Source organism: Candidatus Nitrosopumilus sp. bin_7KS, from assembly GCF_054095835.1.
Window position 1 is genome coordinate 87,109 of record NZ_JBSWSO010000006.1, and the last position, 26,179, is coordinate 113,287.

Annotated in this window: 30 protein-coding genes; 23 read left to right on the forward strand and 7 right to left on the reverse strand. The window is 31.0% G+C overall.

Annotated features, from left to right (window positions below; translation table 11 throughout):
* Window positions 1-4 precede the first annotated feature (4 nt).
* From ACW9W4_RS06705 to ACW9W4_RS06715, 3 genes are all read left to right on the forward strand, one after another.
* Window positions 5-136, forward strand: coding sequence for a hypothetical protein (locus ACW9W4_RS06705; RefSeq protein ID WP_457761698.1), 132 nt, complete (start codon window positions 5-7; stop codon window positions 134-136).
* Window positions 137-308: 172 nt separating this feature from the next.
* A complete protein-coding gene (locus tag ACW9W4_RS06710) occupies window positions 309-560 on the forward strand; it encodes a hypothetical protein (protein ID WP_457761699.1) in 252 nt (83 codons plus the stop codon).
* A complete protein-coding gene (locus ACW9W4_RS06715; RefSeq protein ID WP_457761700.1) occupies window positions 561-1,229 on the forward strand; it encodes a nucleotidyltransferase family protein in 669 nt (222 codons plus the stop codon).
* A 12-nt stretch (window positions 1,230-1,241) separates the two neighbouring features.
* Here the strand turns inward: ACW9W4_RS06715 and ACW9W4_RS06720 are convergent, their stop codons facing one another.
* Window positions 1,242-1,388 (reverse strand): hypothetical protein, encoded by a 147-nt coding sequence (locus ACW9W4_RS06720; RefSeq protein WP_457761701.1) that lies wholly within the window; start codon window positions 1,386-1,388, stop codon window positions 1,242-1,244.
* A gap of 99 nt (window positions 1,389-1,487) precedes the next feature.
* On the opposite strand from ACW9W4_RS06720, the gene ACW9W4_RS06725 reads away from it, so the two are divergent.
* The 3 genes from ACW9W4_RS06725 to ACW9W4_RS06735 are packed head-to-tail and all read left to right on the forward strand — an operon-like array spanning window position 1,488 to window position 3,869.
* Window positions 1,488-2,453, forward strand: coding sequence for an LLM class flavin-dependent oxidoreductase (locus ACW9W4_RS06725; protein ID WP_457761702.1), 966 nt, complete (start codon window positions 1,488-1,490; stop codon window positions 2,451-2,453).
* A 1-nt stretch (window position 2,454) separates the two neighbouring features.
* Window positions 2,455-3,564 (forward strand): thiolase family protein, encoded by a 1,110-nt coding sequence (locus tag ACW9W4_RS06730; protein ID WP_457761703.1) that lies wholly within the window; start codon window positions 2,455-2,457, stop codon window positions 3,562-3,564.
* Window positions 3,561-3,869 (forward strand): zinc ribbon domain-containing protein, encoded by a 309-nt coding sequence (locus tag ACW9W4_RS06735; RefSeq protein ID WP_457761704.1) that lies wholly within the window; start codon window positions 3,561-3,563, stop codon window positions 3,867-3,869. The genes ACW9W4_RS06730 and ACW9W4_RS06735 overlap by 4 nt, the downstream gene beginning before the upstream one ends.
* Here the strand turns inward: ACW9W4_RS06735 and ACW9W4_RS06740 are convergent.
* Window positions 3,862-4,689, reverse strand: a complete 828-nt coding sequence (locus tag ACW9W4_RS06740; protein WP_457761705.1) for a hypothetical protein — start codon at window positions 4,687-4,689, stop codon at window positions 3,862-3,864. The genes ACW9W4_RS06735 and ACW9W4_RS06740 overlap by 8 nt on opposite strands.
* 31 nt (window positions 4,690-4,720) lie before the next feature.
* Complete coding sequence (locus ACW9W4_RS06745) at window positions 4,721-4,936, reverse strand: hypothetical protein (RefSeq protein ID WP_457761706.1); 216 nt, start codon at window positions 4,934-4,936, stop codon at window positions 4,721-4,723.
* Window positions 4,937-5,313: 377 nt separating this feature from the next.
* Here ACW9W4_RS06745 and ACW9W4_RS06750 point away from each other — a divergent pair, with 377 nt between their 5' ends.
* The 3 genes from ACW9W4_RS06750 (at window position 5,314) to ACW9W4_RS06760 (ending at window position 6,774) form a co-directional block, all read left to right on the forward strand.
* Window positions 5,314-5,895, forward strand: a complete 582-nt coding sequence (locus ACW9W4_RS06750; protein WP_457761707.1) for a resolvase — start codon at window positions 5,314-5,316, stop codon at window positions 5,893-5,895.
* A gap of 41 nt (window positions 5,896-5,936) precedes the next feature.
* Window positions 5,937-6,386: a hypothetical protein gene (locus tag ACW9W4_RS06755; protein ID WP_457761708.1), complete on the forward strand. Its 450-nt coding sequence runs from the start codon at window positions 5,937-5,939 to the stop codon at window positions 6,384-6,386.
* Between the two features lie 70 nt (window positions 6,387-6,456).
* Window positions 6,457-6,774: a hypothetical protein gene (locus tag ACW9W4_RS06760; protein ID WP_457761709.1), complete on the forward strand. Its 318-nt coding sequence runs from the start codon at window positions 6,457-6,459 to the stop codon at window positions 6,772-6,774.
* A 292-nt stretch (window positions 6,775-7,066) separates the two neighbouring features.
* Here the strand turns inward: ACW9W4_RS06760 and ACW9W4_RS06765 are convergent, their stop codons facing one another.
* Window positions 7,067-7,285, reverse strand: a complete 219-nt coding sequence (locus ACW9W4_RS06765; protein WP_457761710.1) for a hypothetical protein — start codon at window positions 7,283-7,285, stop codon at window positions 7,067-7,069.
* A 261-nt stretch (window positions 7,286-7,546) separates the two neighbouring features.
* Here ACW9W4_RS06765 and ACW9W4_RS06770 point away from each other — a divergent pair, with 261 nt between their 5' ends.
* A complete protein-coding gene (locus ACW9W4_RS06770; protein ID WP_457761711.1) occupies window positions 7,547-8,884 on the forward strand; it encodes a threonine synthase in 1,338 nt (445 codons plus the stop codon).
* A gap of 137 nt (window positions 8,885-9,021) precedes the next feature.
* The gene (locus ACW9W4_RS06775) at window positions 9,022-10,275 is read left to right on the forward strand and encodes a hemolysin family protein (RefSeq protein ID WP_457761712.1); all 1,254 of its coding nucleotides are present in this window, start codon (window positions 9,022-9,024) and stop codon (window positions 10,273-10,275) included.
* On the opposite strand, the gene ACW9W4_RS06780 is transcribed toward ACW9W4_RS06775, so the two are convergent.
* The gene (locus ACW9W4_RS06780; RefSeq protein ID WP_457761713.1) at window positions 10,272-11,324 is read right to left on the reverse strand and encodes a type II glyceraldehyde-3-phosphate dehydrogenase; all 1,053 of its coding nucleotides are present in this window, start codon (window positions 11,322-11,324) and stop codon (window positions 10,272-10,274) included. The two genes, ACW9W4_RS06775 and ACW9W4_RS06780, sit on opposite strands and share 4 nt — an antisense overlap.
* Before the next feature lie 271 nt (window positions 11,325-11,595).
* Between ACW9W4_RS06780 and ACW9W4_RS06785 the strand changes: the two genes are divergently transcribed.
* From ACW9W4_RS06785 to ACW9W4_RS06810, 6 genes are all read left to right on the forward strand, one after another.
* Complete coding sequence (locus tag ACW9W4_RS06785) at window positions 11,596-11,724, forward strand: CxxC-x17-CxxC domain-containing protein (protein ID WP_457761714.1); 129 nt, start codon at window positions 11,596-11,598, stop codon at window positions 11,722-11,724.
* Window positions 11,725-11,887: 163 nt separating this feature from the next.
* Window positions 11,888-12,076, forward strand: coding sequence for a hypothetical protein (locus ACW9W4_RS06790; RefSeq protein ID WP_457761715.1), 189 nt, complete (start codon window positions 11,888-11,890; stop codon window positions 12,074-12,076).
* Window positions 12,077-12,113: 37 nt separating this feature from the next.
* The gene (locus ACW9W4_RS06795; RefSeq protein ID WP_457761716.1) at window positions 12,114-12,422 is read left to right on the forward strand and encodes a hypothetical protein; all 309 of its coding nucleotides are present in this window, start codon (window positions 12,114-12,116) and stop codon (window positions 12,420-12,422) included.
* A 306-nt stretch (window positions 12,423-12,728) separates the two neighbouring features.
* Window positions 12,729-13,031 (forward strand): hypothetical protein, encoded by a 303-nt coding sequence (locus ACW9W4_RS06800; RefSeq protein ID WP_457761717.1) that lies wholly within the window; start codon window positions 12,729-12,731, stop codon window positions 13,029-13,031.
* A gap of 118 nt (window positions 13,032-13,149) precedes the next feature.
* Window positions 13,150-14,976, forward strand: a complete 1,827-nt coding sequence (locus ACW9W4_RS06805) for a glycosyltransferase family 2 protein (protein WP_457761718.1) — start codon at window positions 13,150-13,152, stop codon at window positions 14,974-14,976.
* Entirely contained in the window at window positions 14,954-17,677 is a 2,724-nt protein-coding gene (locus ACW9W4_RS06810; RefSeq protein WP_457761719.1) for a polysaccharide deacetylase family protein, read from the forward strand. The genes ACW9W4_RS06805 and ACW9W4_RS06810 overlap by 23 nt, the downstream gene beginning before the upstream one ends.
* On the opposite strand, the gene ACW9W4_RS06815 is transcribed toward ACW9W4_RS06810, so the two are convergent.
* A complete protein-coding gene (locus ACW9W4_RS06815) occupies window positions 17,664-18,620 on the reverse strand; it encodes a TackOD1 domain-containing metal-binding protein (protein ID WP_457761720.1) in 957 nt (318 codons plus the stop codon). The two genes, ACW9W4_RS06810 and ACW9W4_RS06815, sit on opposite strands and share 14 nt — an antisense overlap.
* Before the next feature lie 406 nt (window positions 18,621-19,026).
* On the opposite strand from ACW9W4_RS06815, the gene ACW9W4_RS06820 reads away from it, so the two are divergent.
* The 3 genes from ACW9W4_RS06820 (at window position 19,027) to ACW9W4_RS06830 (ending at window position 21,909) form a co-directional block, all read left to right on the forward strand.
* Entirely contained in the window at window positions 19,027-19,731 is a 705-nt protein-coding gene (locus tag ACW9W4_RS06820) for a DsbA family protein (protein ID WP_457761721.1), read from the forward strand.
* Window positions 19,732-19,842: 111 nt separating this feature from the next.
* A complete protein-coding gene (locus ACW9W4_RS06825; RefSeq protein WP_457761722.1) occupies window positions 19,843-21,237 on the forward strand; it encodes a hydroxymethylglutaryl-CoA synthase family protein in 1,395 nt (464 codons plus the stop codon).
* A 123-nt stretch (window positions 21,238-21,360) separates the two neighbouring features.
* Entirely contained in the window at window positions 21,361-21,909 is a 549-nt protein-coding gene (locus ACW9W4_RS06830; RefSeq protein ID WP_457761723.1) for a hypothetical protein, read from the forward strand.
* Here the strand turns inward: ACW9W4_RS06830 and bioD are convergent, their stop codons facing one another.
* Entirely contained in the window at window positions 21,910-22,593 is a 684-nt protein-coding gene (gene bioD / locus ACW9W4_RS06835) for a dethiobiotin synthase (protein WP_457761724.1), read from the reverse strand.
* Between the two features lie 72 nt (window positions 22,594-22,665).
* Between bioD and bioA the strand changes: the two genes are divergently transcribed.
* The 3 genes from bioA (at window position 22,666) to ACW9W4_RS06850 (ending at window position 26,150) form a co-directional block, all read left to right on the forward strand.
* Entirely contained in the window at window positions 22,666-23,982 is a 1,317-nt protein-coding gene (gene bioA, locus ACW9W4_RS06840) for an adenosylmethionine--8-amino-7-oxononanoate transaminase (protein ID WP_457761725.1), read from the forward strand.
* Window positions 23,983-24,055: 73 nt separating this feature from the next.
* On the forward strand, window positions 24,056-25,033 hold the full coding sequence (bioB, locus tag ACW9W4_RS06845) for a biotin synthase BioB (protein WP_457761726.1): 978 nt from the start codon (window positions 24,056-24,058) through the stop codon (window positions 25,031-25,033).
* Window positions 25,008-26,150: an aminotransferase class I/II-fold pyridoxal phosphate-dependent enzyme gene (locus ACW9W4_RS06850; protein ID WP_457761727.1), complete on the forward strand. Its 1,143-nt coding sequence runs from the start codon at window positions 25,008-25,010 to the stop codon at window positions 26,148-26,150. Before bioB ends, ACW9W4_RS06850 begins: the two co-directional genes overlap by 26 nt.
* The last annotated feature ends 29 nt before the right edge of the window (window positions 26,151-26,179 follow it).

A 26,179-nucleotide genomic window follows, 5' to 3' on the forward strand; every position in this document is an offset into this window, starting at 1 on the left:
TAGCATGGTTACTTGTGCAAAATGTGAAAATGATGTAAACAAAGTGTATGATTGTGATCATACTAAATTTAAAAATTATTGTGTTGAATGCTATCAAGAATTACATTACAATTTAACTGAAGAAAGTAGTTGTTAATATGAAAAAATCCAAAATTGATTCTCCACATTGTCTTGAATGCTACACTGAATTATTTTATTATGACAGCGACATTAAATCAGAATAGGTATTTTCTATTTCTTTATATACACTATTTCATGTAATGCAGGTCGTGAGAGGATTTGAACTACTACCTTACAGAAAGTGAAAAATGTTGTTAACAGATAGAGATATTGCAATTTATGCCCTAGGAAAAACAGAAGGCGTTCATTCTATTGCAGAAACTCTGGGAAAAGGCCTTGATGATGAAAAGTATATTGAATCTTGGAATAAAACAATGAAATTGCTAGGTATTGAAATGCCATTAAAGGATCTTGAGGACATCTATAATGAATTTGCAAAAAAAATGGAAGATATAGTAAAGACTGAAAACATAAAACCTGAAAAATCCACTACCAAATAGATGAAAGCAATAATTCTAGCAGGCGGAAGAGGGAAAAGACTAAGACCAATTACAGATTATGTTCCAAAACCACTAGTACCAATTAAAAATACTCCAATCATAGAATGGCAATTAAAATATCTTAAAAAATTTGGCGTATCTGAAGTAATAATTTGTACAGGGTATAAACAAGAAATGATTGAAGATTATTTGAAAATTAAAAATTTAGGAATTAAGATAAAATTTTCTATTGAGAAAACCCCCCTAGGTACAGGTGGTGCAATTAAGAAAGCAGGTAAATTGATCAAAGACAAATCCTTTTTTGTCATAAACGGAGACACGATTACAAATATAGATTTGAAAAAACTATCAAAGAAACAAAATTCAATTGCATCAATTGAATTAAAAACAAAATTTGGGGTGCTGGAAATTAATAATGATAAAATTACGAAATTCAAAGAAAAAAAAGAAATTTCAGATGTGTGGATGAATGCAGGTATTTATCATTTAGAAAGAAATATTCTAAAAGATTTGCCCGATAAGGGAGATATAGAAAAAACAGTTTTTCCAGATTATGCTAAAAAAGGAAAACTCAATATTGAAAAATTCAAAAATGTCAAATGGTATTCAGTGGATTCATTCAAAGATATGGAAGAATGCTCTTTGGAAATAGATAAAATAATAAAATAAAATTTTGTGTTTTTATGCACCAGTTCTATGTAATGTAACCATACAATATGCTATCTCTTCAACAAATAGTTCATCTTTGCTAATTGAAGCATATTTTGTTGCATTGTCCCAAAATGTTGTTTTTTTACCAGATTCTTCTGAGAATATTTGTTCACTCATAATTCCATTTCTAAACAGATCTGATAATACTCGACCTCAACCAAAATTCACCCCTTGCTAAAACAGAACACTAGAATATCCAAAAGGCATACCAGTTTCATGCGTATTGCATGTAGTTTGGGTTCGTTACTATCCATAGATGAGGTACTAAAATGCTCAGAAATCATCTCAAAAACAAATACTGACACAGTATGGGTGCCTGAAACATGGGGTATGGAGAATTTCTCAATGTTAGGAGCAGTATCAGCCAAAACAAAAAATCAGAAAATAGGCTCATCAATCATCAACATCTATTCTAGAAGTCCATCAACTATTGCTATGGGTGCATCAACAGTAGATACATTATCAAATGGCAGATTAGTATTAGGACTTGGCACAAGTAGTTTGCCCATAGTTGAATCATTTCATGGGAATAAATTTGAAAACCCATTACAAAGAATGAAAGAATATGTTGAAATAATTCGCCTTGTATTATCAGGAAAACAAGTAAATTATGATGGTCAAATTTTTAAATTAAATAATTTTACGTTGTTAATTAAACCGCAAAGAAAAGAAATTCCAATTTATCTTGCTGCAATAAATAAAAAAATGGTAGACCTTGCATGGGAAATTGGCAATGGCGTAATTTTTTATCTTAGACCTTTAAATGAAATGAAACAAACCATATCTAAAATGCAATCAAAGAGAAAAATAGATGTTACATGTCAGATAATCACATGTGTGTCTGAAAATTCAGAAGAATCAATATTGAGAGCAAAAAAGACAATTGCATTTTATATTTCTGTAGGAGATATTTATCGTAAATTTTTATCAGATAATGGTTTTCAAAAAGAAACAAGTGAAATTTTTGATGAATTTAAAAAATCAGGATTTAGATCAGTCCATAATTTGGTAACTGATAACATGTTACAATCCCTTGCAATTTCAGGCACATCAGAAGAATGCAAAAAGCAATTAAAGAATTTTATCGATATTGGAATTGAACAACCTATTTTACAATTTAACCCAATTGGACCTACAATAAATTCATTTGAGTTGTTCAAAAAAACATTTTTGGATGAATGATATGAACAAAGTTGGAATTGTAGGATATGGGATTACTCCTTTTACAAAAGAGGATAAAAAAATTGATTCTATTTTACTGGATTCTACAAAAGAACTATTCAAAAATAATTCACACATCAACAGGAGTGAAATTGATGCGGTTTTAGTTTCTACAAATAGTAATTCAAAATACCTATCCCCAATACTATCTGAAATGGCAGGCATTCAGCCAAAAATAGCCTATTCTATTGAAAATTTATGTAATTCAGGCACAAATTCCATTGTTTCAGCATATTCGTACATAGCATCAGGTCTTGCAGATTTAGTTTTAGTGACAGGTGCTGAAAGATACGATAGTCCAGGGAGTGTATTGGAGTGGGATAATTCACGTGGTGAATTCAAGCATCCTATTTTTTGGTCTTCAATATTTTCAAAATCATATAAACGAAAATACGACATTACAGATGAGCAACTAGCAATAGTTTCAGTAAAAAATCACAAACAGGCAAAAGAGAATAAGAACGCATTTTCACATAAAACATTTACCGTTAATGATGTAATGAATTCAAAACAACTCACTGATGATCTAAGACTATTAGATTGCTCAAGACCTTGTACTGGAAGTGCATCAATTATTTTAGGCTCTGAGGAAAAAGTAAAAAAACTTTCAGAGAGTCCTGTTTGGATTACAGGTATTGGTCAAAAAACAACATCAGCAGGATTTACAAAAAATACTTCATTTACATCCATGGACTCGACAAAACAAGCAGGAGATGCAGCATTAAAAATGTCAAAGAAAAACATTGCAGATATAGATGTTATAGAATTACATGATGCATTTTCAGTTTGTGAACCAATGGCACTGGAATCTTTAGGGTTTTCACAAGAGGGAAAGAGTATGAACATGATCAAAGAATTACATGATACCAATAATTTCAAAGTAAATCCAAGAGGCGGTTTAATTGGATGCGGTCACCCTCTAGGTGCAACGGGGATTGCTCAAACTATAGAAATTACACAACAACTTCAATTAACTGCAGGTAAAAGGCAAGTAGATAATTCTAAAATTGGAATGGTTCACAATATGTCAGCAGCTGCAACATCATCTACAGTGTTGGTTTTAGCGACATGAGTTTTGAAAATAAATTAACTGACGGAATTTTTTGCATTCCAAAATGCAACAATTGTAAAAAAATTGTATGGCCAGCATCTGAATTCTGCAATTATTGTTTTGGAGATATTTCACTAGATGAGAGTGATTTTGAGGCTAAAATTATTGAATTTTCAGGTAAAAACGATCAGTATTTTTGCTTGGTAGAAATTGAAAAAACTTTCAGAATTATTGCAACTATTTCAAAAATTCCAGAGATAGGACAGTCTGTAACAATATCAAAATGTGGGGTTTCTCAAGGAAATTATTATTTTCAAGTTAGTTAAATTCAGTATAGATGTAGGGTGTTTCTACAGCCTGATCAAATGTCCAAATTGTAGGCAATGATACCGTATCAATTACTTTCAAATTGTGCTTTTCAATTAATGCACTCCACCCACCATTTTCTAAATTTCCAGATAATTGTCGCTTTGTATGAGTGCCAGCAAAAACAATACAAGTGTTCTTTTTTAAATCGTATATATGATTAATTTTTTCTATAATACTTGTTGCCAATACATCCCCACCCATTTGTGGAAGACCTCCTATGAAAAAAACAGGTTTGTGTAATTTTAATTGAGAGTAATCTAATTCCAAAGCATCCCCACATTTTGGATTAAAATTTTGTTTTGTTGATTTACAAATTGTATTTTGTAATTCAACTAACACATCATCGATTTCAATGCTGTGAGATGTTTGTCCCAATATGGTTCCAGAAAAAGCTATTCGCCCATCCCCTGAACCAATATCTACTAATTCTAAACACCCTAGTTCTTTAGCAATACTTGTCATCACATATGCAGACATTATCCATGTAGGATAAAATGGCTGACAACTTGAACCATGTTTGATGCTGTTTAACCAATATTGGTTAATGTCTCCCTCATAGATCGTACACATAGTTCCTTCAATGTCTTCTTCATAATGATTAAAGTAAATTGGGTTTTTGAGGGCAAAATCATGAAGTTGTTCTAAATGTGCAGAGGGTAATTGGAATCTATCTGAAACAGATGATGGTATTACTTCTTGAATGTGTGCATTTCCAGAGTAATTTTTAGCAAAACTCCTTTTTACATCAACTAGATTCTTTACTAATTCATCTAGCATAATTTTTTACATTTAGTTGGGTTTGATAAACTCATTGTAGTTTTTCATTATTTTTAGATGTTAAAAAAGCAATTTCTTGTTCTATTTTTTTTATTTCATCTATTGTGGTTGTTTGCAATTTTTCTATATTTTTAATTTCGTTATCAGAAGGATCCATTATCAATTCAAAATCCAAATGCTTCATGGTATTTAGATGAAAATTCCTTTGCTCCAATAGTTTTTCAATTATTATGTCAAATTCAGGCACTATAATTCATATTTTTAAGATTTTAAAATATCTATTGCAGTGATTTTCATTCAAAAGTTTTAAAATTATTCATGTTTACTTTGTAATTTGCATATACAGTATTCTAAATTCTTTTGAGAAATAGGCACAAGTTCATAATTTACACTAAACTATCATACGACAAGTTTATAGATCGCAGATTCCAACTAATTTAGAAGGTTAGAGATCACAGTATCTAGATTGCTGCACATCTTGACTTTCATTTTTCAATTACTCTAGTAGAATCTTTTGAGAATATGATTAGATTCTAAAAGGTTAAGATGATTATCGTATTTGCACAACATTTTGTGGAGTTATTATATAATTACCTACTTTACTATACACAACAGGCAAGTAATATGGTATTGAGATCAAAATTTTCTGCACTAACAGTTACAAAACAAAAAACAAATCAACCGCTAATTACCAATAATCAAAGAGCAGCTAGAACACGCAGGCAGAGAGGATACCAATGGGAAGATACAATTGTAAAGCGATTCAATAGTACCAGTAATTGGAAGGCATTTAGATTAGGCTCTCCAAGTATAGCATTGCCGGATGTATTGGCGGTAAATACGGGCAATAGCGCAATCTTTACCATAGAGGCAAAATCAGGAACCAGTACATCTCTTCCAGTACCTGCAGATCAAATCGAACGTTGTTTATCCTGGATTAAGACTTTTGATATTTATAAAAAAAGAAATGTTCTATTAGCATTCAAATTTTTATCAAAGAAAAGAATTGATATTGGAAAATATGAAAATAGAGAATTAAGAGAATATTTCAAAATTTGGGATGAATCTCTAGAAATTACTGACTGTGTGTGTACATATGAAGGTAAATTTTATGCCAAAATAGAAGGGTCCAGAAAAGAGTTATTCCTCAAAGAATGTGAAATGCCATTTAAGACAAAACAGCGAACTAGTGCTAAATTAGATTAATTCTTCAAATCACTTTTAAGTATAATATGTCCAGCAGATGTATGTCTGAAGAGAAAATCAATAAAGAATTATCCGAAAATAAAGTAGAGTCTTTACTTGAAACTGTCTCAGATGCCGAAGTAAATTCAAGAATAAGTTTTGAAGAATTTACAGATGAGAGAGCATTAATCAGTCATGATGCATTTGGAAAAAAGCAAATGAAGATCAAAGTATTAGAAGTTTCAGATGAAAATCCAGTCCTCAAATGGAAATTCGGTGATCGTGTAAAAGTAACTAAAATCATGGTAACCATCAAACATCTTACAACTCAACAAGTTGAAGAGGCTGAATTTGATATTGAAGCAATAGAAAGAGAATTAGCTGAAAAAAGACACTACTCTTCTACAAATAGATGGATACCTGCAGAAGATATCAAAAACGGTTATGTGGTAGGATCAAAACATACCAGATTAATCAGTGATGCTTCAGCCTTAGATTACATAATATTTTGATTATTTATCAATCCATCATGTGAACAATTTAGCTGAAAACGTTATAAACTCAAGTTATTGAAAAAACAATATGAGTTCTAAAGAATTTGAAGTTAATGGAACAGATTACAAGATTGTATTAACGGAGCAAGTGATAGGTCATGTCAATAATCTAAAAGATCTTTACAATGCAGCTTATGAAGACCCTGAAAGCTTTGAAGATGTAAGTTCTGAAATCTCAAGCACCATAACAGAAATTGCAAGTACTATAGAACCAGTAGCAGAAGATAGTGATTTAGATGGAATTATTCAAGAAATCATTAAAGCAGTAGACCATAAAGCAGATGAAATTAAAAAAGAATTAGAAGATAGACCTGCAAAAAAAACAAAATCAAAATCAAAAAAATAGTCACATTTTGACCATAAACTCATAAAAAATTGGGGGATAAATTATATTCTAAATCATACAACCAATATCATGTCAAGTAGCTGCGAATGTGGAATCTGCGGTCATCACAGTGAGGCAGAATGTCGTGAAAAAGAATGTAAATGCTGTTTGAATTTCCATGAAAGATCTGGACCAAAACGAAAATAAAATTAATTATCCTTTTTGAAACAACTGCATTTTTTGGACATATGTCTATTACATCCAAAGAGTTTATGATCACTACAGCCACACAGAATGCATTTTTTTTCATTTGTCATAACTTTTCTAATAAATCCCCCATACTATCTATCATTTTTTTATCTTCTAATGCTTCAAGAATTTTTAATCTCATATTTTTTACTCTATGCACATCATTTGAATATAAAGGAGCCATTGTTTCAATCTCTTTTTCAAAAAAATAATTTTCCAAATAATGACTAAATTTAGATTTTAATTTTTTAAAATCAGAATGGCTAATTTTTTGTTCATCCATATTGTTAGTGATCACCTTAAGAAACCCATTAATTTTCAGCATCTCTTTCTTGATGTTATCAAGATCACCCGGCTTATCTTGAATTTCTTTAAGGACATGATATGATTCAAGAGTTTGGGAAAGAATCTTCTTGAGATGTTCATTGTATGTAACCACATTTGCAGTCGATATACATCCAATCTAAAGTTTAGCAAATATGGTAAAGCTCAATCAATTTTTACATGATTTCCTTTAAATTATCACCAATTATCTAAAATTACGATGCAAGGTGATGCCTATCTCAAATGTATTGATCCCCAATGTGGATTAGAATACCCAATCAAGAATACAAATGTTCAATGCGAGAAAGGACATCTTTTAGATGTAAAATACAAAAATAAACCATCTCCAGAACTCAAAGAAGTTTTTTACAAAAGACGAGATTCTGAAAATAGTATATTCAATGAAAGTGGAGTTTGGAGATTTAGAGATTTACTAAATTTTTGTCAGATAGATACTGAGAATTTAGAAGAATGTTCAAAATATCTAGTATCATTAGATGGAGCAGAAGGAAGACAATCAAAACCATACAGGATGTCAAAAGCTGCAAATTTTATAGGAATTTCAAATGATAATCTATGGTTACAGCCTGAAGGATACAATCCAAGTGGTTCGTTCAAAGATAATGGGATGGCAACAGCAGTGACTCATGCCAAAATGGTGGGTGCCAAAAAAATTGTTTGTGCATCAACTGGGAATACATCGGCTTCAGCTGGAATGTTTGCAGCAAATGAAGGAATAAACTGTGACGTGTATATTCCTGCAGGTCAAATAGCCCCAGGAAAACTAAGTCAAGCATATCAATTTGGAGCACAGATTATAGAAGTTGATGGGAATTTTGATGAGGCATTAAAACAATCCTTAGATGATGCACAAAATCATGATGGATATACAGTCAATTCAATTAACCCATTTAGAATTGAAGGACAAAAAACAATCCCATTTAGAGCATTAGAGTATTTGAATTGGGAAGCACCTGATTGGATAGTGTATCCAGGAGGGGCATTAGGCAATACCTCAAGTTGTGGTAAGGCATTAATGGAATTGTATGAATGGGGATGGATTAAAAAAATTCCAAGAATTGCAGTAATTAATTCCGAAGGTGCAAGTACATTATCTGATTTGTATAATGGAGAATTTGAAAATGAAGAATTACGATGGAATAAAGGTAATCCAAATACAGGATTAATTTCAAGATATTATGATCATTTAGATAAAGAAGGATTAAGACCCAAAACAAAAGCTACTGCAATACAAATTGGCAGACCTGCAAATATCTTGAAAGGATTACGGGCATTAGAATTTACTAATGGCGTTGCAACAACAGTTACAGATGCTGAAATGTTAGATGGAATGTCAGTTGTCGGTCTAAATGGATTTGATTGTGAAATGGCTTCAGGTGCATCAGTAGCTGGAATTAAAAAATTAATCACTGAGGGAATTATTAAAAAAGATGAAGTAGTTGTAGGTATCCTTACAGGTAGACAAAAAGATGCAATGATACCTGTGGATTACCATAAAAATCCTGAGAATAAATTTGCAATTCCACCTAAGAATTAGCCTCAATTACCCTAAAGTAATTTTCATCTCAAGAGTTAAATCCATGTTTTGTAAATAATCAACAACCAAAAGATGGTGCAAAAAAACTAAATGAGTAATTGTAATAATTGTTCTAAGAAATTTTCTAGGAGAATATCATGGTAGATTTATGGGTTGAAATTACAGCGCTAGCTGTATTAATCGGATTGTCTGGATTTTTCAGCGGTCTAGAAGTTGCACTTGTCGGAGTAAGAAAATCCAAAGTAGTTCAATTATTTAATGAAGGTAAAAAAGGTGCCAAAGCTCTCCACAAATTAAAAATGAATCCTAGCTGGATGATGTCCAGTGTAAATCTTGGAAATAATTTGGTAAATGTAGGTGCATCAGCACTTGCAACAAGTCTTGCCATCAGATTGTTTGGAGATGATGGATTAGGAATTGCAGTTGGAATAATGACATTTTTAATTCTAGTATTCGGAGAGATCACTCCAAAAACATATTGTAATGCCAATTCAACTAAAATTGCATTAAGGTATTCTCCAGTATTACTAGTGTTTAGTTATGTATTCTACCCAGTAGTAAAATTTTTTGAGATTATAACTAAAGGAGTGGTAAAAATGACCGGCAGTAGTTCCACTCCACCTCCAATAACTGAAGAAGAAATCAGAGGAGTAATTGATCAGGGTTTGGAAGAAAAAGCATTGGAAAGAGATGAAATGGAATTAGTTCACGGTGCTTTGAAATTCGATGACACAGTTATTCGTTCAGTTATGACTCCAAGAACAAAGATGTTCACATTAAATTCTAAAATGTTACTTTTTGAGGCATTACCTCAAATTAACCAAAGTGGACATTCACGAATTCCAATTTATGGCGATACAAGTGATGATATCGTGGGTTTTATTCATGTAAGGGATGTCCTCAAAGAATTAGAACGAGACAACAAAATGACTAGTCTTGAAAAAATTGCAAGAAAACCAGTATTTGCATCTCAAGAAAAAATGGTAAGTGGATTGTTAAAAGAAATGAAAGGTAGAAAAACACACATGGCAATTGTAGTTGATGAACACGGAGGTGTAGAAGGATTAGTCACTCTAGAAGATCTTCTCGAAGAGATTGTTGGTGAAATTGAAGATGAAACAGATTTGACTAGACAAGCAGATTTTGAAAGAATTGATCAAAATACAATCGTTACAAACGGAGATATAGAAATTGACAAAATCAATGAGATTTTTAAAACTAATGTTCCAGAAGGAGATGACTATGCATCACTAAATGGACTACTGCATGAAAGATTACAAGACATTCCCCAAGAAGGAGATAAAGTAGAAATTGACGAATTAAGGATTATTGTAGAAAAAGTTTCAAAAAATATTCCTAAAAAAATCAGAATTGAAAAAATTAAAACTTAGTTATTTTTAGCAAAATGTTCTTGTAATTTTTGTTTTTTATCAGCCATATGGAATATTGATTCAGTATGTGTAAATGCATCATTGTAAGATTTTTCAAAAAGCATAGCTTGCATTAACATATGATTTTCTGGAATCACAATTCCAGTTTGATCATCAGAGTACATCATTTGAACAGTATCACCAATTGTAGTAGTCATGTTAGCGTGAATGTGGATCATATTGGTGTCAGTGAAATTAAATCCCATATTTTGAGCATAGTCTCTGACATCTTTAGTTCCCTTTGCAGTCCAAAGTGTCGCAACACCAAATTCATTTGTAAATACATCATGAATTTCAGAAGGTTTTGGTGCAGTGGCCTTGAATCTAATATCCATTATGTGTAAGTGCATTTGTCTTGTAGGAACTTTGATTGCACGAACGTATAATGGAGCATCTTTTCCAAAATACAATTTAACGTCATCACCATGATGTGGTTTTTCAGTCATCTCTATAGTGTCAGAAACTTTTTTCTCAGTTTGCTCAATATCTGCCCATCTTCTCACTAGAGTAACATCAAATCTAACTAATTGATCACCAAACTTATTTCGTAATGGTTCTAAAACTCTCCCCATTCCAGTAACATTACAACTACCTTGCATCACATGATATTTTCCTAATGCTTGATCATAATTTACTCTGGAATTAAACAACAATTCAGATACTGCCGCTTCACCTGTAGTGGATTCTCCACCTTGATAAATTGCAGGGATTTTTTTTGGCTCGTAAAGATTTTTTTTATTTTTGTAACCATGTCCACCAGGTGCTGCATCAATAACTAAATCAGATTGGTCTAATGCAGATTCAATAGAACCTGAAATTTTATAATTTGAAAAAGAATCTAATTTAGATTCAGGAACATAAACATTCAGTCCTTTAGAGAGTGCATCATCTACTTTACTGTCTGGAGAGTATTTTCCAATACCTACAACTGTAATTTCTGGGTCATCTTTTAGAAATGAAACAATTCTACTCCCAATAGAACCATATCCATTAACAAAGACTTTCTTCATAAATTAGATGTTCCAGACCCATTTATTTAGATTCCAATAACCTTAAGTTCAAAATTATCTTAGATAACATATGGGATTTTTGGAAAGATTCAAAAAAATACAAAATATCCCAGTGCAACTTTCAATAGAGTACAAAAGATGTACAAACTGCAATCGTCTATTATCAAAACATACGAAAAAAGAAGTATGTTACTCATGTGATAAACATAAAGAATCTTAGATTCTAAACTCCAATACTCCCGTTCATATGGGTAGGAAAATCATGTATTGTATGTCATCAGACAGAAAAATGTACAAATGCGTATGTGCTGACTGCGGAAAAGATTCCGAAGTTCCTTTTGAACCAAAAGAGGGCAGACCAGTATATTGCAAAGAATGTTTACCAAAACACCAAAAATAGAAAATTTAGATTAGTTTCGTTTGATTAATTTTAAACTTGATTATTTTCAATTATTCTTATTTTTTTTTCTAAATTATAGTTAGATTTAGTTAAAAAATAGGCCAGAATGTTTACCATCAGTTTATAAAAAACACGCTTATGTTGAGATAAAATTTCTAAAATCATGGACTGTATAGTATGTAGTAAAAAGAAAGAAGATTTTGCAGTATGGAATAATAAAATAATCATTGCAGCAACATATGATTCAGAAATACAAAATCATGAAAATATTCGTAAAATGGATACAAATTCAATTATTTGTCATGACTGCATGCAATCAATAATCAACCAAGTAAATGAGAATAGAAAATAAATCAATACTATTATGTTGTGAAGAATCATAGTGAATTATGGTTAAATCATTAGGAGATTATAATAAAGAAAAATCATCATCATCAGATGTTAATAACATCACATGGACAAAAAAAAATCCAGTTGATGTGGATAAACCAAGAAATAATAATAAAAAGAAAATTTCTCCAACAAACATCATTTATACAAAAAATGATAAACCGTCAAAATCAATTAAAAAAATTTATAAAATTGAAGAGATTTCATCTGAGGAAAAAACAAAAAACGACATATCAGATAGGATGTTTGAAAAATCTTCAGTGAATAATTCTAAAATAAAGCCGAGTTTTAAAAGACCTGCAAGATGATCCTGACATCAATACTCTTAAGTTAACTACAAACTCAACAAAATTATGGATGATGAAAAGTTCTTTATTTGTAAAAATTGTGGAACCGAATTTCCATCAAAAGAAATAAGACTTTACTGCAAAGTTTGCAAATCAAATTTAGATAAAACAGGGAACTTGCCAAAAATATAATGTGTAAAACCATAATAGTCGCATAATTTAATTAAAAACATGTCATCATTTATGAAAATATCCATAGCAATAGTTGTAATTGCATTCATCATAGTGTTTGTAACCCTTTAATCTCAGAAATAACAATATCACATAATGGGATTTTTCTCAAATTTCAAAAAAGACATTCAATCAGCAAAAAGAGAAAAAGATGCTCAAATGAATGGAAAACAACTCAAAGAATTACTAAAGAAATTCAAAGAAGAGAGAGACAGAATCGAAAAAGAAACCGGAGTTAGACCTCAAATTGATGATAGTACACAAATGTTTATGCAAAAAATACTAAATGTTTGGATTGATGAAGGTAAAAACATAGATGAAGAAAAGTTTTGGAAAGAAGTAGATCATTATAGGCAATTTACCCATGCTGTAGAATTTTATGAGATTAATTATCAATAATATGGAATTTTGGATAAAATGAAATCAGGGTAATTTTGCATAAAATAATAGACCGAAAGGAAAATTTTCATGACGCACTAACATATAATCACAAATTAGGCTTTAACAATTATTAAAATTGGACAAAAATTCGATCATCTCAAAACTAGCTAAGGCTATAGATCAATCAAAAGGAGATGAAGGTAGAAATCAATACCTGTTGAAAAGACTTAGGAATGATAGAGACATTACAAATTCAGATAGGCAATATTTAGAGAAAATTTTAGAATTAGAAATTTCCAATATCTACAATGAACCAATCAAAGAGAAAACAATAATTCAAAAAAAAGACAATACAGTTTTTTTAAATCCAAAAATGATCAAATGTAATTCTTGTGAAAAAATAATCAATCTTGAAGAAAAATCATTAAGATTTCAAAATAATTGGTATCATGAATTATGTGCAGAACCAATTTTAGAAAAAATTAAAACAAAAATTAGAAAAAATGTAGTAGTCCCAAAAAAAAGATTAGATTTAATCCAAGTAGGGTTAGTTATAGCAATTGTCGGATTTCTTGTAACAAGTGTTTTTTTCATTTTAGGACCTCTGAGTATGATTGCCATGGGTATTGGAGGAGTGATTACTCTATATCATATAGTTGGAGCAACAGGGGAACTATACTCTAAAAACAAAACTGGAAAACGCGCACCATCAGTGTTTTTGGTGTTTCTTTTAGGTTCCCCATTTGTCATTGGAGGGATGATTGCATTTGAAGGATATACATTGTTAGAATCACCTGTAAGAATAATTTTGTTATGGGCACTAACTATCTCATTTTGGTCTACAATGTTGTTTGTACCTATGGCCGTCATAAGCAAGTATAGAGAAGAGAATCAACAAGTTGTAAAATCATACCCAAAAATATCGATCATAATACCTGCATATAATGAAGAAAAGGTAATCGCAAATACAATTGAAGGATTATTAGAAACAAAATATCCGAATAAAGAAATTATTTTTGTAGATGATGGTAGTAGTGATTCAACATTAGCAATAGCATCAAGATATAAAAAACAAATTCTTGTATTACATAAAGAAAACGGAGGGAAAGCTACTGCACTAAATTATGGAACGGTATATGCAAAAGGTGAAATTATTGTAATAGTTGATGCAGATACAATAATTGGAAGAAATGCTCTAAAAGAGATTGTAAAAGGATTTGAAGTAAATGAGCATGTTGCAGCAGTTGCAGGTAACATAAAAGTAAGAAACAGAAACAACATATTGACAAAATGCCAAGCATTAGAATACATAACTGGAATTCAAATTATCAGGAGAGCTTTTGATTTATTTGGCTCAATTACCATAGTGCCAGGAGCACTAGGTGCATTTAGAAAATCATTCTTGATAGAGGCCGGAGCATATGGTAAAGATACAATTGTTGAGGATTTTGATCAAACAATAAAACTTCTAAAAGCAGGTCTAATTACTCAGGGTAGTAGTAAAGCTACAGCCTATACTGAAGCACCAAATACTATGAAAGACTTTGTTGCACAAAGAAAACGATGGTATAGAGGAAACATTCAGGTACTAAAAAGACATTCAGATGCCTTAACAAATCCTAGATTTGGACATCTGCAAAGACTATCTTTACCATATCTATTCTTAGGAATGGTAGTTACTCCAATCATTGGGTTTATTGCTACAATTAATGCCATAGTAGGCGTCATTATGGGAGATGGTTTGTATATTTTACAAATTTCTTTAATTTTTGTTGTTGTGCACTATCTAATGACGGCATTAGCACTGAGAATTGATAATGAGGATCCCAAGTTACTTCTCTATACAATATTTTTAGTGTATGGATTCAAACAGATCGTAGACTTTTTGCTACTAAAAGCAATTATAGAACAATTAAGAAACAAGAAAGCTACTTGGACAAGTGCAAAAAGAATTGGAGTTTAAAATAGAATTGAAAAAAGTGTTACCAATATTCATAATGATGTTTGTTCTAGGATTTACAATTTATTTTGAGAACTCATATGCTGAAGAAAAAGAAACTATAGAAATCGAAGTAAAATATACCAATGGAGACATTGTAGATTATAATTCAATTAAAATTGTAGTATACCAAGATTTTCAAAAAGACCCTATTTTAGAAAAAAAACTTAGCAGTAATTCAGATTTTATCTCAGTTGAAGAAAATCACAGATACAAAATTGAAGTTTATGCAGATGGAATGTATGCAGATGTTGGATATGTGCAAGTAAACGACAAACCAGTAAAAATTACAATGAACATCCCATTATCTGGAGGATTACAGTTTCAAATATTTTATAAAAACGGACAAGTTCCAATTAAAGATGCCACAGTTGTACTAAAATCATTTAATAATTCAGAACTACGTCGTGCAATAACTAATGACGATGGAGAAACTGTAAGGTATTGGGTTCAGTCAACCACTAAACAAGGAGAGCACTACACTGCGGATGTTTACTTTGAAGACATTTTTCTAACATCATACTCTCCAATTAAACTACTTCCGGGATTAAAAAATGATCAAAAAATAATTACAAACATCCCAGAAGTTGTTGAAAGTCTAATTTTAATTAATTTGTACGATGGTTCCAAAAAAATTGCATCTTCAAATGGAGATTATGATGTATCGTTATTAGACATCCATGGAACTAAAGTCATCTCATCAAAAGTAAATTTTCGAGGGGATGCCCAATTTTCAAACATTAAATCAGGAACATACACAGTAAAAATTAATTCCAATACTATTTCAGAAAATCTACTATGGCCTGAAACAAAAATTCAGATCATTGGAGATTCAAATAAATTTAATATTTTTAGAGATACAGAAACTAGAATAAATAATGAAAAAACATTCCAAACGTGTAATTGTATTGCATTTAGACTAGATGATGTTCAAGATTATTGGTTAGTTGATACTCAAATTGAATTAATCGATTTATTTGCAGAAAAAGAAGTCCCTTTGACGGTAGGGCTAATTGGAAATACAATAGGCAATGATGAAAAAATCACCACATTATTAAAAACAAATATTGATAAAAAAAATATAGAAATTGCAAATCATAGTTGGGATAATGAAATTTTAAAGGGCATATCAAAAGAAATTCAAAAAGAAAAAATATTAAAAACAAATACTAAAATTTTTGAGTTATTTGGAATAAATCCAAATGTTTTCATCCCTCCTCAAAATTTGTACGATGAAAATACAGTAAACATTCTCTATGAAAATGGTTTTTCACATCTAATTTCTCACGTAAAAGATAATTCTGAAATTTTCATAATTGATGATTTATTTTACAACATACCTGCAGTCACAGAGACAGGAAATCTTGTAGAAAGTAAACTATGGGAATTAAGAGATAATGACTACATCATAAACAAAGTATCCCTCAGCATTCAAGAACAAGGATATGCAATAATCATGATTCATCCACAAGAATTCTCCATAAATAATCAAGGCGAATATGGAAGTCCAAATCAAGAATCAATATCAAAATTAAATAAATTATTAGATGAGATCATCAAAATAGACGCAAAGATAATTCCCATAAGTGAAGTAAAACCCAATTATGGAATAGGGACTAACGAAGTAATTTCCAATAATACAATTACACAAGAAGATAAAATAGACACATGCAATTGCATTGCATTTAGGTTAGATGATGTTCAAGATTATTGGTTAAATGATGTACAAATTGCCATCATGGATACATTTGCAAATAAAAATACACTCTTAACAATAGGAATTCTTGCAAATTCATTTGGTAATGATCAAAAAATTACAGAATTTATCAAAGAGAATACGATAGACAGTAAAAGAAATTTAGAAATTGCAACTAAAGGAATAGGATTAGATCCATTTACAAATTTAGATAAATCAGAACAAAATAAAAATTTGAAAGAATCAATAGAACTGATAGAATCAATTCTAAATGAACGACCAAAAATTTTCATACCACCCAATAATAAATTTAATTCAGATACAATGGAGATTTTAGAAGAAAACAACATTACCCACATTAGTTCTAGTTTACTAAACGGCGATTCTCCACCATTTGAATTTAGTAATCAAATAGTATACAGATTCCCTTTAATTGCATCTACTGGAGAATATAACCCAACTCAAAATATTTTTGAATGGGTTCCAATTCAACAAACAATGTCAGAAGCAACACAAGGCATTAACAATTACGGATTCTCAGTAATTTCATTACACCCACAAGAATTTTCCACAATTGAAAATTCCACATATACAAATGTTGTAGACGAGAATCAAATTAATGAATTAATAAAACTCATTGATGAAATTAATGAAAAAGGGTACAAAATTGTCCCTATTGGAAAAATTAATTCCAATCTAATAGTGAGTGTTCCACAATGGATTAAAAATAATGCAGGATGGTGGGCAGATGGTTCAATGGATGATAAAACATTTGTTCAAGGAATAGAGTATTTAGTTAAAGAAAAGATAATTCATGTCAATGAAAAATCTCAAACATCAAAAATAGAGCAATCCATCCCTCCATGGATTAAAAATAATGCAGGATGGTGGGCAGATGGTTCAATGGATGATAAAACATTTGTTCAAGGAATAGAATATTTAGTTAAGAATGGAATTATTTTATATTAAGAACTTTGTAATTTACACTTGATTTCCAACGTGCCTCTTCAAGTTTAAACCTACTTTCACATTTTAAACAAATGTAACTAATTGAAATTTCAGGAGAAAGCCCACCACAATCATTGCAAATATAATGATTTTGCATTACTCTATAATCTACACCTAGGGCTTTAATTTCTTTTTTACAGTTTGGACAAAGTTCATTTTCATAAGTGCTTTCTTCTGTAATATTACCACAATCATAATGTTCAATTAATTTACCTAATTTGAAATTTGAGCTTTTACAAGTTGGACAAAAAAATACTTGCGATGTTCGTATAGAATCACATTGATTACAAGCGATTTCTTTTTTATCATCTAATTGAACTATTTTTCCTTTGGTTTCTAACTTTTTTAAATAAGATTCAATAAATTCATTTGAAAACCCAAGGATCTGTTCAATTTTGTTTAGACTAATTTGATTATTAGTTTTTAAAATAAAATCAATGTGTTCTGTAATTTTTCCTTCATCTACACCATCTTCTTGAGATGTACTTGTTTGGTGGGATTTTTTTTCCAAGTATGATTCTTCTTCTTCCAATATCGTGATAATTTTTTCAACTTCATTGAAATGGATTGGTTTTTGAAGATAGTGGTATGCACCCAACCCTATCACTTCTTTAATTGTGTCTTCGTCTTTTCCATTTGATGTTTCAATGATAATTTTTGTAAAAGGCTTTATCGGTAAAATCTGAGACATTATAGAATTTGCAGTACTATCAGGAAGATTATAATCTAAAAATATCAAAGGAGTGATATCTTTTTCAACAAATTGTTTAAACAAAGATATCCCAACACGTCCAGACTCAGCGGTTTTGATATCAGTATAACCTAATTTTCTCATAAATTCAGCTAGCAACATACCGACAGCAGGACTATCTTCAATAATTAAAACAGAATTTTTTGATTTCAATAACTATTTACCAATTATAACTAAAATAAAAACTGTTTATAAAATAAAACATACAATAATTATACATATAGCATAAATTTCTTCACCATTTTACAAATCTTGTGTCATCCATAGTAAGTGTAACAATTTTAGTAAAAATTATGAATTCAAACCAAATATCAGTATTCAACTTATAATTACAAATGATAAAAATCAAGAAATAGTTCATTCCATAGTAATTGTAAATGATATAGAATTGTGTGAAACAAAGTATATTTTTCAGATAATCCAAAAAGAAAAAAGGATTAATTTAGAAAATAAAAATTTAGCATCAAAAATATCATAAATTTTTGTTTTAAGTAATATTACATCAAATAATTGTAAGTAGAACAAAAGACTAAATGTACCAAAGCAATTTTAATTTCTATTGTTACATGCACCTTCACTTGCCATAGGAGCCATAATTTCAGCAATAGTTATAGTAATTGCATTTACAATGTTTGATGGGATTGCAAATCCTACAGAACTAAAAATTGAACCAACTCCTACCATTCAGCAAGCAGGTCCTGCAAAAATTACCATGGATACATTTCTTGCAAATGGTTCACCAATACTTGGGAATCCAAACGCACCAGTTACATTAATTGAGTTTGGAGACTATCAATGTCATTTTTGCAATGTATTCTTTCATTCTACTGAAGGTAAAATTTTAGAAAACTATATTGAAACAGGTAAAGTCAAAATGATTTTCAAGGATTACAACATTATTGGCCCTGATTCTGTAAATGCATCACATGGGGCTCATTGTGCAAATGATCAAGATTTGTTTTGGGAATATCATGATATTTTGTATTCCAATTGGACTGGAGAGAATAACGGATGGGCATCATCAGAGAATCTAGGTAGATTTGCTCAAGAAATAGGATTAGATATGGACGTATGGTCTGAATGCATGTTAAACGGATTTCATTCACAAACAATTCTTGCAAGTAATGAAGACGCAAAGAATTTAGAATTAACTGGAACCCCGGCATTTTTTGTCATAGGACCTGATGGAAAAACAACCAGATTGTTTGGAGCTCAGCCTTTAGAAACATTCGAAAGAGTTTTTGAAATAGAATTAGAAAAATAGAGTTTTGCGATCAGTTCATGAATAGATTGTCAACAAAATTACGAAAATTGCCTTCCTAGTTACTTAGAATTTACCCAATATCCTTATTAATGAAATTCCGAGTCCTAGCTTATGGCAGCTGGAATTGATGACATTGCAATTTACATTCCAAGATTGTATATCGATGCAGCAGATTTTGCAGATAATAGAGGGTTAGACCCAGTAAAGTTACAAAAAGGCTTGGGAGTGTCACAGATGGCAATAGTAGATGCCAATCAAGACCCAGCATGTCTTGCAGCAAATGCATGCTTACGAATTATGCAAAAAAATAAACTTTCACCTGACGATATAGGAAGATTATACATTTCAACTGAATCAGCATTTGATGAATCAAAAGCAATGAATTCTTACGTTATTGGAATGCTAGAGCAAGTTTACGGTCAAGGTGCATTTGAGCACTGTGGAGGAGTTGAAACTAAATTTGCATGTGTAAGTGGCTCTTATGCACTATATGATAATGCAAACTGGATTCGAGCAGGAGAAGCAGAAGGAAAACATGCACTGGTAGTAGTATCTGATATTGCAAAATACGATATGGGCTCTAGTGGTGAAATGACACAAGGTGCAGGAGCAGTAGTTATGCTTCTAAATGACGAACCCAGATTATTGGGATTTGATCCTAAAGTGACATCAACTTCAATTAAAGACGAATATGATTTTTACAGACCTTTTGGAAAAGAAACTCCTATTGTTCATGGACAGTATTCTAATTTACTTTACATGATTCAAGTAAGAAAAGCACTTGAAATATACAAGAAAAAAGTTGCATCATCAGGATTAATCAAAATAGAACCAGATGAGACAATTTTGGATCATATGGACTACATCAACATGCATTTGCCTTATAGTAACATGGGAAAGAAGGCCTTAGCATATTTAGTCAGACATGAATGGAGAAAATTACCACGATGGAAGAAAATTTTAGAAGAGATTGGAGTAGAAGAGCCAGTTCCTAAAGATCCACGTGGAACAATTGAATCAGTGTTGGGTGATGAGGAATTCATGGCAAAAGATCATGAATTCACCAAACTATTTACAAAAACTGAAACATATCAAGAAGTTTATGAATCAAAACTATCTAGTTCTTTAATTGCATCTAGTATGATAGGTAATTTGTATACTGCATCACTATACTTGGGATTTAGAAGTAGTTTAGAATTTGAATATCAAAAAGGAGTTGATCTAGAAGGAAAAAGAGTAGGATTTGGATCATATGGAAGTGGCAGCAGTGCAATGGTGTTTAGTGGAGTAATCCAACCAGATTACAAAGAAATAGTAAAAAATCTGAATTTAGAAGTAGAGATTGGAGATAGAAGAAGACTCACATGGGATGAATATGAAGAACTACACGAAAACAAACTGGCCCCAGAAGAATCGATGGTAAATTCAAAGAAGGAATTTGTGCTTGTAAATGTGGATACTAAAAAGGAATCCAGAGGCGAAAGACACTATGTTTACAATGAATAAACAATATCACTCATCATAGTTCAATTAAATCACCAACAATTACCAGGATTAACATCACATAATCTGCTTTTAAAAATCATCTAACAAGGATTTTATTAAAAAGAAAAAGAGAATTGCCAAGAAATGGAAGAGGAATCAAACCCAATCAAAGAATATTTGTTCAATTATATAGAAAATTCAGAAATCATTCCAAAATTAATTATTGAAAAGAAGTTTGATCAAATCATTAACGAAATTACAAAGAATTGTTATGATCATATTCTAACTATGGGTGTAAAAGATGAAGTAGTAGGGGTATTAGCTACAGGAATATTGCATTATTTACTTACTAATGCACTAATTACAAGCCAAAGAAAAGTAACGTATAACGATACAGAGTTGGATATAGTAATCCCAAATACAAAAACATTAGAAGAAGATTCAAAAAAAACATTGTTAGTGTGCATACCAAAATCATCAAACATTGAAATAATAAATGAAAAAATAGCATCATTGGAAAAAATTCAGCCTGAAAAAGAAAACATATGGTTAGTGTTATCAGAAAATATTCCTACAAACAAGAAAACGTTTGTTTTATCTAAAGAGGGAAATTCGTTTTCAAAGATAATTTTTAAAATTGCACAGTTTAGTAATGTTCATGGTACAAGTAAATTCAAAATTTTAAGAATATAATTATTTTAATAGTAATTTAAAATTAAGATTCTTTTTGAAAATTCTATTCAAAGATGTATTGCTCATATCTTCGATAAAAGGGATAGAACCTATAACAGGCACACTAGTAAGATTTTCCAAATCACGAGTCAAGTCTTTAACTGCATATCCCTTGTCAAAATTATTAATTATTATTCCTTTGATAGGAATTTTATATTTCTCACACATCTTTACTGTCATTATAGTGTGGTTTACAGTTCCAATTTTACTTCTAGTTACAATTACTGTGGGGATTTTCATTTCTTTAATCAAATTTGTAATGTAATAGTCTTTGAGAATAGGAGTCATGATTCCACCCATTCCCTCCACCAGAATCATGTCGTGAAGTTTAGTTAATTTTTTAAAACTAGATAGAATGGTTGAAATTTTTGGTTTTGTTTTTAATTTCTTCCATGCAGTATATGGAGATGCAGAAATTGGAAAGAATTGGGGATTTACTAATTTTTCAGGATCACATACTTTTGCTGCTCGAGATAATATCTTAATGTCTTCAGATTTGTATCCTTTTTTTTCAGCAATACCTGCTGCAAATGGCTTCATCACGCCGACATCTACATTCATTTTTTGAAGTACAACTGCAAGCCCTGCTGTAATGTAGGTTTTCCCAACATCAGTATCAGTTCCCGTAATAAAGAAAGATTTCAACAATGATGTTTAGAATTATCCATTGATTAATTCATCGGTTAATTATTAAGATCTGAATCTATACAAAATCCGTTGAAAAGTTCTGTCTGGCATCCAAACACTCAGATGAAAGAATGGGATAAATTTACAGAAATTACCAGTGCAAAGGGAGTATGGCTAACAGATTCTAAAGGTAACAAAATGATAGATGGTGTAGCCTCAATGTGGTGTAACGTCTGGGGACATTCAAATCCACAACTAATCAAAGCCATCAATCAGCAAAGTAAAAAACTACAGCATTCATCACAGTTTAACCTAACAACAGAGCCTGCAGAAAAACTTGCAGACAGTCTTGTAAAGATATCACCTAGGATGCACAAGGTGTTTTATTCAGATAATGGATCATCTGCAATGGAAATTGCAATCAAAATAGCACTACAACATTGGAAAAACATTGGTAACAAAAAGAAAACAGAGATTGCAACATTAGAAAATGGATACCATGGGGACACATTTGGGGCCATGTCTGTAGGATATGTACCAGAGTTCTTTGGTAAATTTAAAAAGCAATTATTTTCAACAATACAATTTCCAGTTCCAAACAAATACAGAATGCCAAAAGGATTTACCTTAACAGACTATCAAAATCAATGTTTAGATAAAATTGAAAAAAGATTATCCAAAAAAGATAACATTGCAGCATTTGTAATGGAGAGTGGAGCACAGGTTGCAGGAGGAGTCATAGTGTATCCTAAAGGATTTCAGAAAAAGATCAGTCAGATATGTAAAAAATATGATGTGTTGTTTGTTTTAGATGAAATAGCAACTGGATTGGGCAGATTAGGATCAATGACACAGTATGAAGAACAAAAAAGTATTCCAGACATTGTAGCATATGGTAAAATGTTAACTGGAGGATATCTTACAATGGCTGCAACTTTAACAAACAAGAAAATATATGATTCATTTTTAGGGGAATTTAATGATTGGAGACATTTATTCCATGGACATACATACACTGGAAACCCAATTGCAGCAGCTGTGGCATATGAAAATCTCAAAATGTACAAGAAAAACAATTTGATTAAAAAAATTCAAAAAACATCTAAAGTTTTTGAAAAATATTATAACGAAATTTTAGAGATAGATATCGTAGGAGACATCAGACACAAAGGAATGCTTATGGGAATTGAACTAGTAAAGGATAAATCAAAAAAGATACCAATTTCGCCTAAAAAATCCATAAATAAAATCTTCTTTGAGGAAGGAAAAAAGAATGGAATCTATCTTAGAACACTAGGGAACATAGTCATGCTTGTACCCCCATTGGCAATATCTGAATCAGAGTTAGATTTACTCCTAAAAAGAACAATATCTACAATCAAATCTGCAAAATCAAAGGTAATTTGACGGTTAACCCCCCATACCAGTTAGGGTTAACCTTTCCAGTAATGTTATAAAATAGAATTATTTTAATAAAAATATGAGTACTCTGGAATTTATCAAAAAGTGTCAAGAAAAAGTATTTTCTGGAAATCACATAACAGTAGATGATGCAAAGAAACTACTAGATGTTCCTGAAGAAAATCTCAAAGATTTAGCAAGATGTGCAAATGAGATTACTCGAGATTTTAATGGAGATAAAGTGGATGTTGAACAATTAAACAATATTAAAAAAAATGCATGTAGTGAAGACTGTACATTTTGTGGACAATCAGCATTCTTTGATACAGGAATAGAATCATACCAATTACCAACACCAGAAGAAGTGGTAAGTAAGGCAAAAAAAGCAAAGGAAGAAGGAGCAGAGTCATATTGTCTTGTTGCAGCATGGAGAGAACCATCATCCACAGACTTTCAAAAAGTATGCAAAATCATTACAGAAATTAACGATAAAGTAGGAATTAGTGTTGAATGTAGTTTGGGTTTCCTTACACCTGAACAAGCAAAAAAACTAAAAGAACTCAAAGTAAAAAGATACAATCATAATCTAGAAACTGCAAAATCAAAATTCTCAGAAATATGTACAACTCACACGTATGAAGACAGATTAAAAACACTAGGCATTGCAAGAGAAGCTGGACTAGAATTGTGCACGGGGGGAATTATAGGATTAGGAGAAACACGAGAGCAAAGATTAGAGTTATCTTTAGAGTTAGCTAGACTTTATCCAGAAGAAGTAACAATCAACATTCTAGTTCCAGTTCCAGGAACACCATTGGAATTACAAGCAGATTTACCAAATTCTGAAATTGTCAGAATGTTTTCTGTGATCAGATTCCTATTACCTGAATCAGTTATCAAAATATCAGGTGGACGTGAAACAAATCTTGATGATTCCGGAGAAGAATTGCTTCAAAGTGGAGCAAATGGAATAATCACCGCAGGATACCTCACCATGGGTGGAAATGAGGCTAAAAAAGACCGTAAAATGATTGAAAAAATTGGCCTTAAAGCATAAACTGAATTTTGTAGATTCAGAATTAGAAAATCTGAAACAAAAAAATCTTTATCGTAAAATGAGATATGGAATAGCCAAAGGTTCCAAAATAACTATCAATAACAAAAAACTTCTCAACTTATGTTCAAATGACTATTTAGGAATTCCAACTACAAAAATCCAAATCAAACAATTACAATCAAGCTCTAGACTAGTCTCAGGAAATGATGAGTCATATAAAAAATTAGAAGAAGCACTAGCAAAACACAAATCACATCAAAATTGTCTAATCTACCCCACAGGATATATGGCAAATTTAGGTGCAATTTCAGCAATTGCAAAAAAAGGAGATTTGATTCTTAGCGATGAATTAAACCATGCAAGTATAATTGAATCATGCAAGCTAACAAATGCCAAAGTTTCAATTTACAAACATAATGACATGGAGGATTTAAATAAAAAAATAAAACAAAAAGGAAAAAACAAATTTGTCATAACTGAAGGAATTTTTAGCATGGATGGTGATCTATCATCACTAAAACAAATTACTGAAATTTCAAATAAATCAAATGCTATTACAGTAGTAGATGATGCACACGGAGATTTTGTAATAGGTAAAGATGGAAAAGGAACCCCAGATCATTTTAAAGTTGCAAAGAAAATTGATTTGTACATCAGTAGTTTAAGTAAAGGGTTAGGATCATTTGGAGGATATGTTTCATCACATAACAATGTAATTGATTTATGTGTCAATAAATCAAAATCTTTTATCTACACTTCCGCTTTGCCATCTTTTCTGGTAGAGTATTCATTCAAACGATTTCAATCAAATAGAGAAAAACAAAAAATAAAACTAACAAAAAATACAAAACAACTCACAAAAGGACTCAAACAATTAGGTTTTAAAATAAATTCAGATAGTCAAATCATCCCAATAATTGTAGGGGATGAAAAAAAGGCAATGCAATTTGGAAAATTTTTGTTTGATAACGGCATATTTGCACAACCAATCAGATACCCAACCGTTCCAAAGAACCAAGCAAGACTGAGAATTTCAGTTACTGCGTGGTTATCAGACACTGAAATCGATAAGTCATTAGGGATTTTTGAAAAAGCTTACAAAAAATTTTATGATTAGCGCATTGCGTCAAAGCCACCAATTGCAGG

Bases quoted from the DNA above. Each gene is read 5' to 3' on its own strand.
- ACW9W4_RS06705 (WP_457761698.1), top strand. From the start codon at position 5: ATGGTTACTTGTGCAAAATGTGAAAATGATGTAAACAAAGTGTATGAT.
- ACW9W4_RS06710 (WP_457761699.1), top strand. From the start codon at position 309: ATGTTGTTAACAGATAGAGATATTGCAATTTATGCCCTAGGAAAAACA.
- ACW9W4_RS06715 (WP_457761700.1), top strand. From the start codon at position 561: ATGAAAGCAATAATTCTAGCAGGCGGAAGAGGGAAAAGACTAAGACCA.
- ACW9W4_RS06720 (WP_457761701.1), bottom strand. From the start codon at position 1,388: ATGAGTGAACAAATATTCTCAGAAGAATCTGGTAAAAAAACAACATTT.
- ACW9W4_RS06725 (WP_457761702.1), top strand. From the start codon at position 1,488: ATGCGTATTGCATGTAGTTTGGGTTCGTTACTATCCATAGATGAGGTA.
- ACW9W4_RS06730 (WP_457761703.1), top strand. From the start codon at position 2,455: ATGAACAAAGTTGGAATTGTAGGATATGGGATTACTCCTTTTACAAAA.
- ACW9W4_RS06735 (WP_457761704.1), top strand. From the start codon at position 3,561: ATGAGTTTTGAAAATAAATTAACTGACGGAATTTTTTGCATTCCAAAA.
- ACW9W4_RS06740 (WP_457761705.1), bottom strand. From the start codon at position 4,689: ATGCTAGATGAATTAGTAAAGAATCTAGTTGATGTAAAAAGGAGTTTT.
- ACW9W4_RS06750 (WP_457761707.1), top strand. From the start codon at position 5,314: ATGGTATTGAGATCAAAATTTTCTGCACTAACAGTTACAAAACAAAAA.
- ACW9W4_RS06755 (WP_457761708.1), top strand. From the start codon at position 5,937: ATGTCTGAAGAGAAAATCAATAAAGAATTATCCGAAAATAAAGTAGAG.
- ACW9W4_RS06760 (WP_457761709.1), top strand. From the start codon at position 6,457: ATGAGTTCTAAAGAATTTGAAGTTAATGGAACAGATTACAAGATTGTA.
- ACW9W4_RS06765 (WP_457761710.1), bottom strand. From the start codon at position 7,285: ATGGATGAACAAAAAATTAGCCATTCTGATTTTAAAAAATTAAAATCT.
- ACW9W4_RS06770 (WP_457761711.1), top strand. From the start codon at position 7,547: ATGCAAGGTGATGCCTATCTCAAATGTATTGATCCCCAATGTGGATTA.
- ACW9W4_RS06775 (WP_457761712.1), top strand. From the start codon at position 9,022: ATGGTAGATTTATGGGTTGAAATTACAGCGCTAGCTGTATTAATCGGA.
- ACW9W4_RS06780 (WP_457761713.1), bottom strand. From the start codon at position 11,324: ATGAAGAAAGTCTTTGTTAATGGATATGGTTCTATTGGGAGTAGAATT.
- ACW9W4_RS06785 (WP_457761714.1), top strand. From the start codon at position 11,596: ATGTCATCAGACAGAAAAATGTACAAATGCGTATGTGCTGACTGCGGA.
- ACW9W4_RS06790 (WP_457761715.1), top strand. From the start codon at position 11,888: ATGGACTGTATAGTATGTAGTAAAAAGAAAGAAGATTTTGCAGTATGG.
- ACW9W4_RS06795 (WP_457761716.1), top strand. From the start codon at position 12,114: ATGGTTAAATCATTAGGAGATTATAATAAAGAAAAATCATCATCATCA.
- ACW9W4_RS06800 (WP_457761717.1), top strand. From the start codon at position 12,729: ATGGGATTTTTCTCAAATTTCAAAAAAGACATTCAATCAGCAAAAAGA.
- ACW9W4_RS06825 (WP_457761722.1), top strand. From the start codon at position 19,843: ATGGCAGCTGGAATTGATGACATTGCAATTTACATTCCAAGATTGTAT.
- ACW9W4_RS06830 (WP_457761723.1), top strand. From the start codon at position 21,361: ATGGAAGAGGAATCAAACCCAATCAAAGAATATTTGTTCAATTATATA.
- bioB (WP_457761726.1), top strand. From the start codon at position 24,056: ATGAGTACTCTGGAATTTATCAAAAAGTGTCAAGAAAAAGTATTTTCT.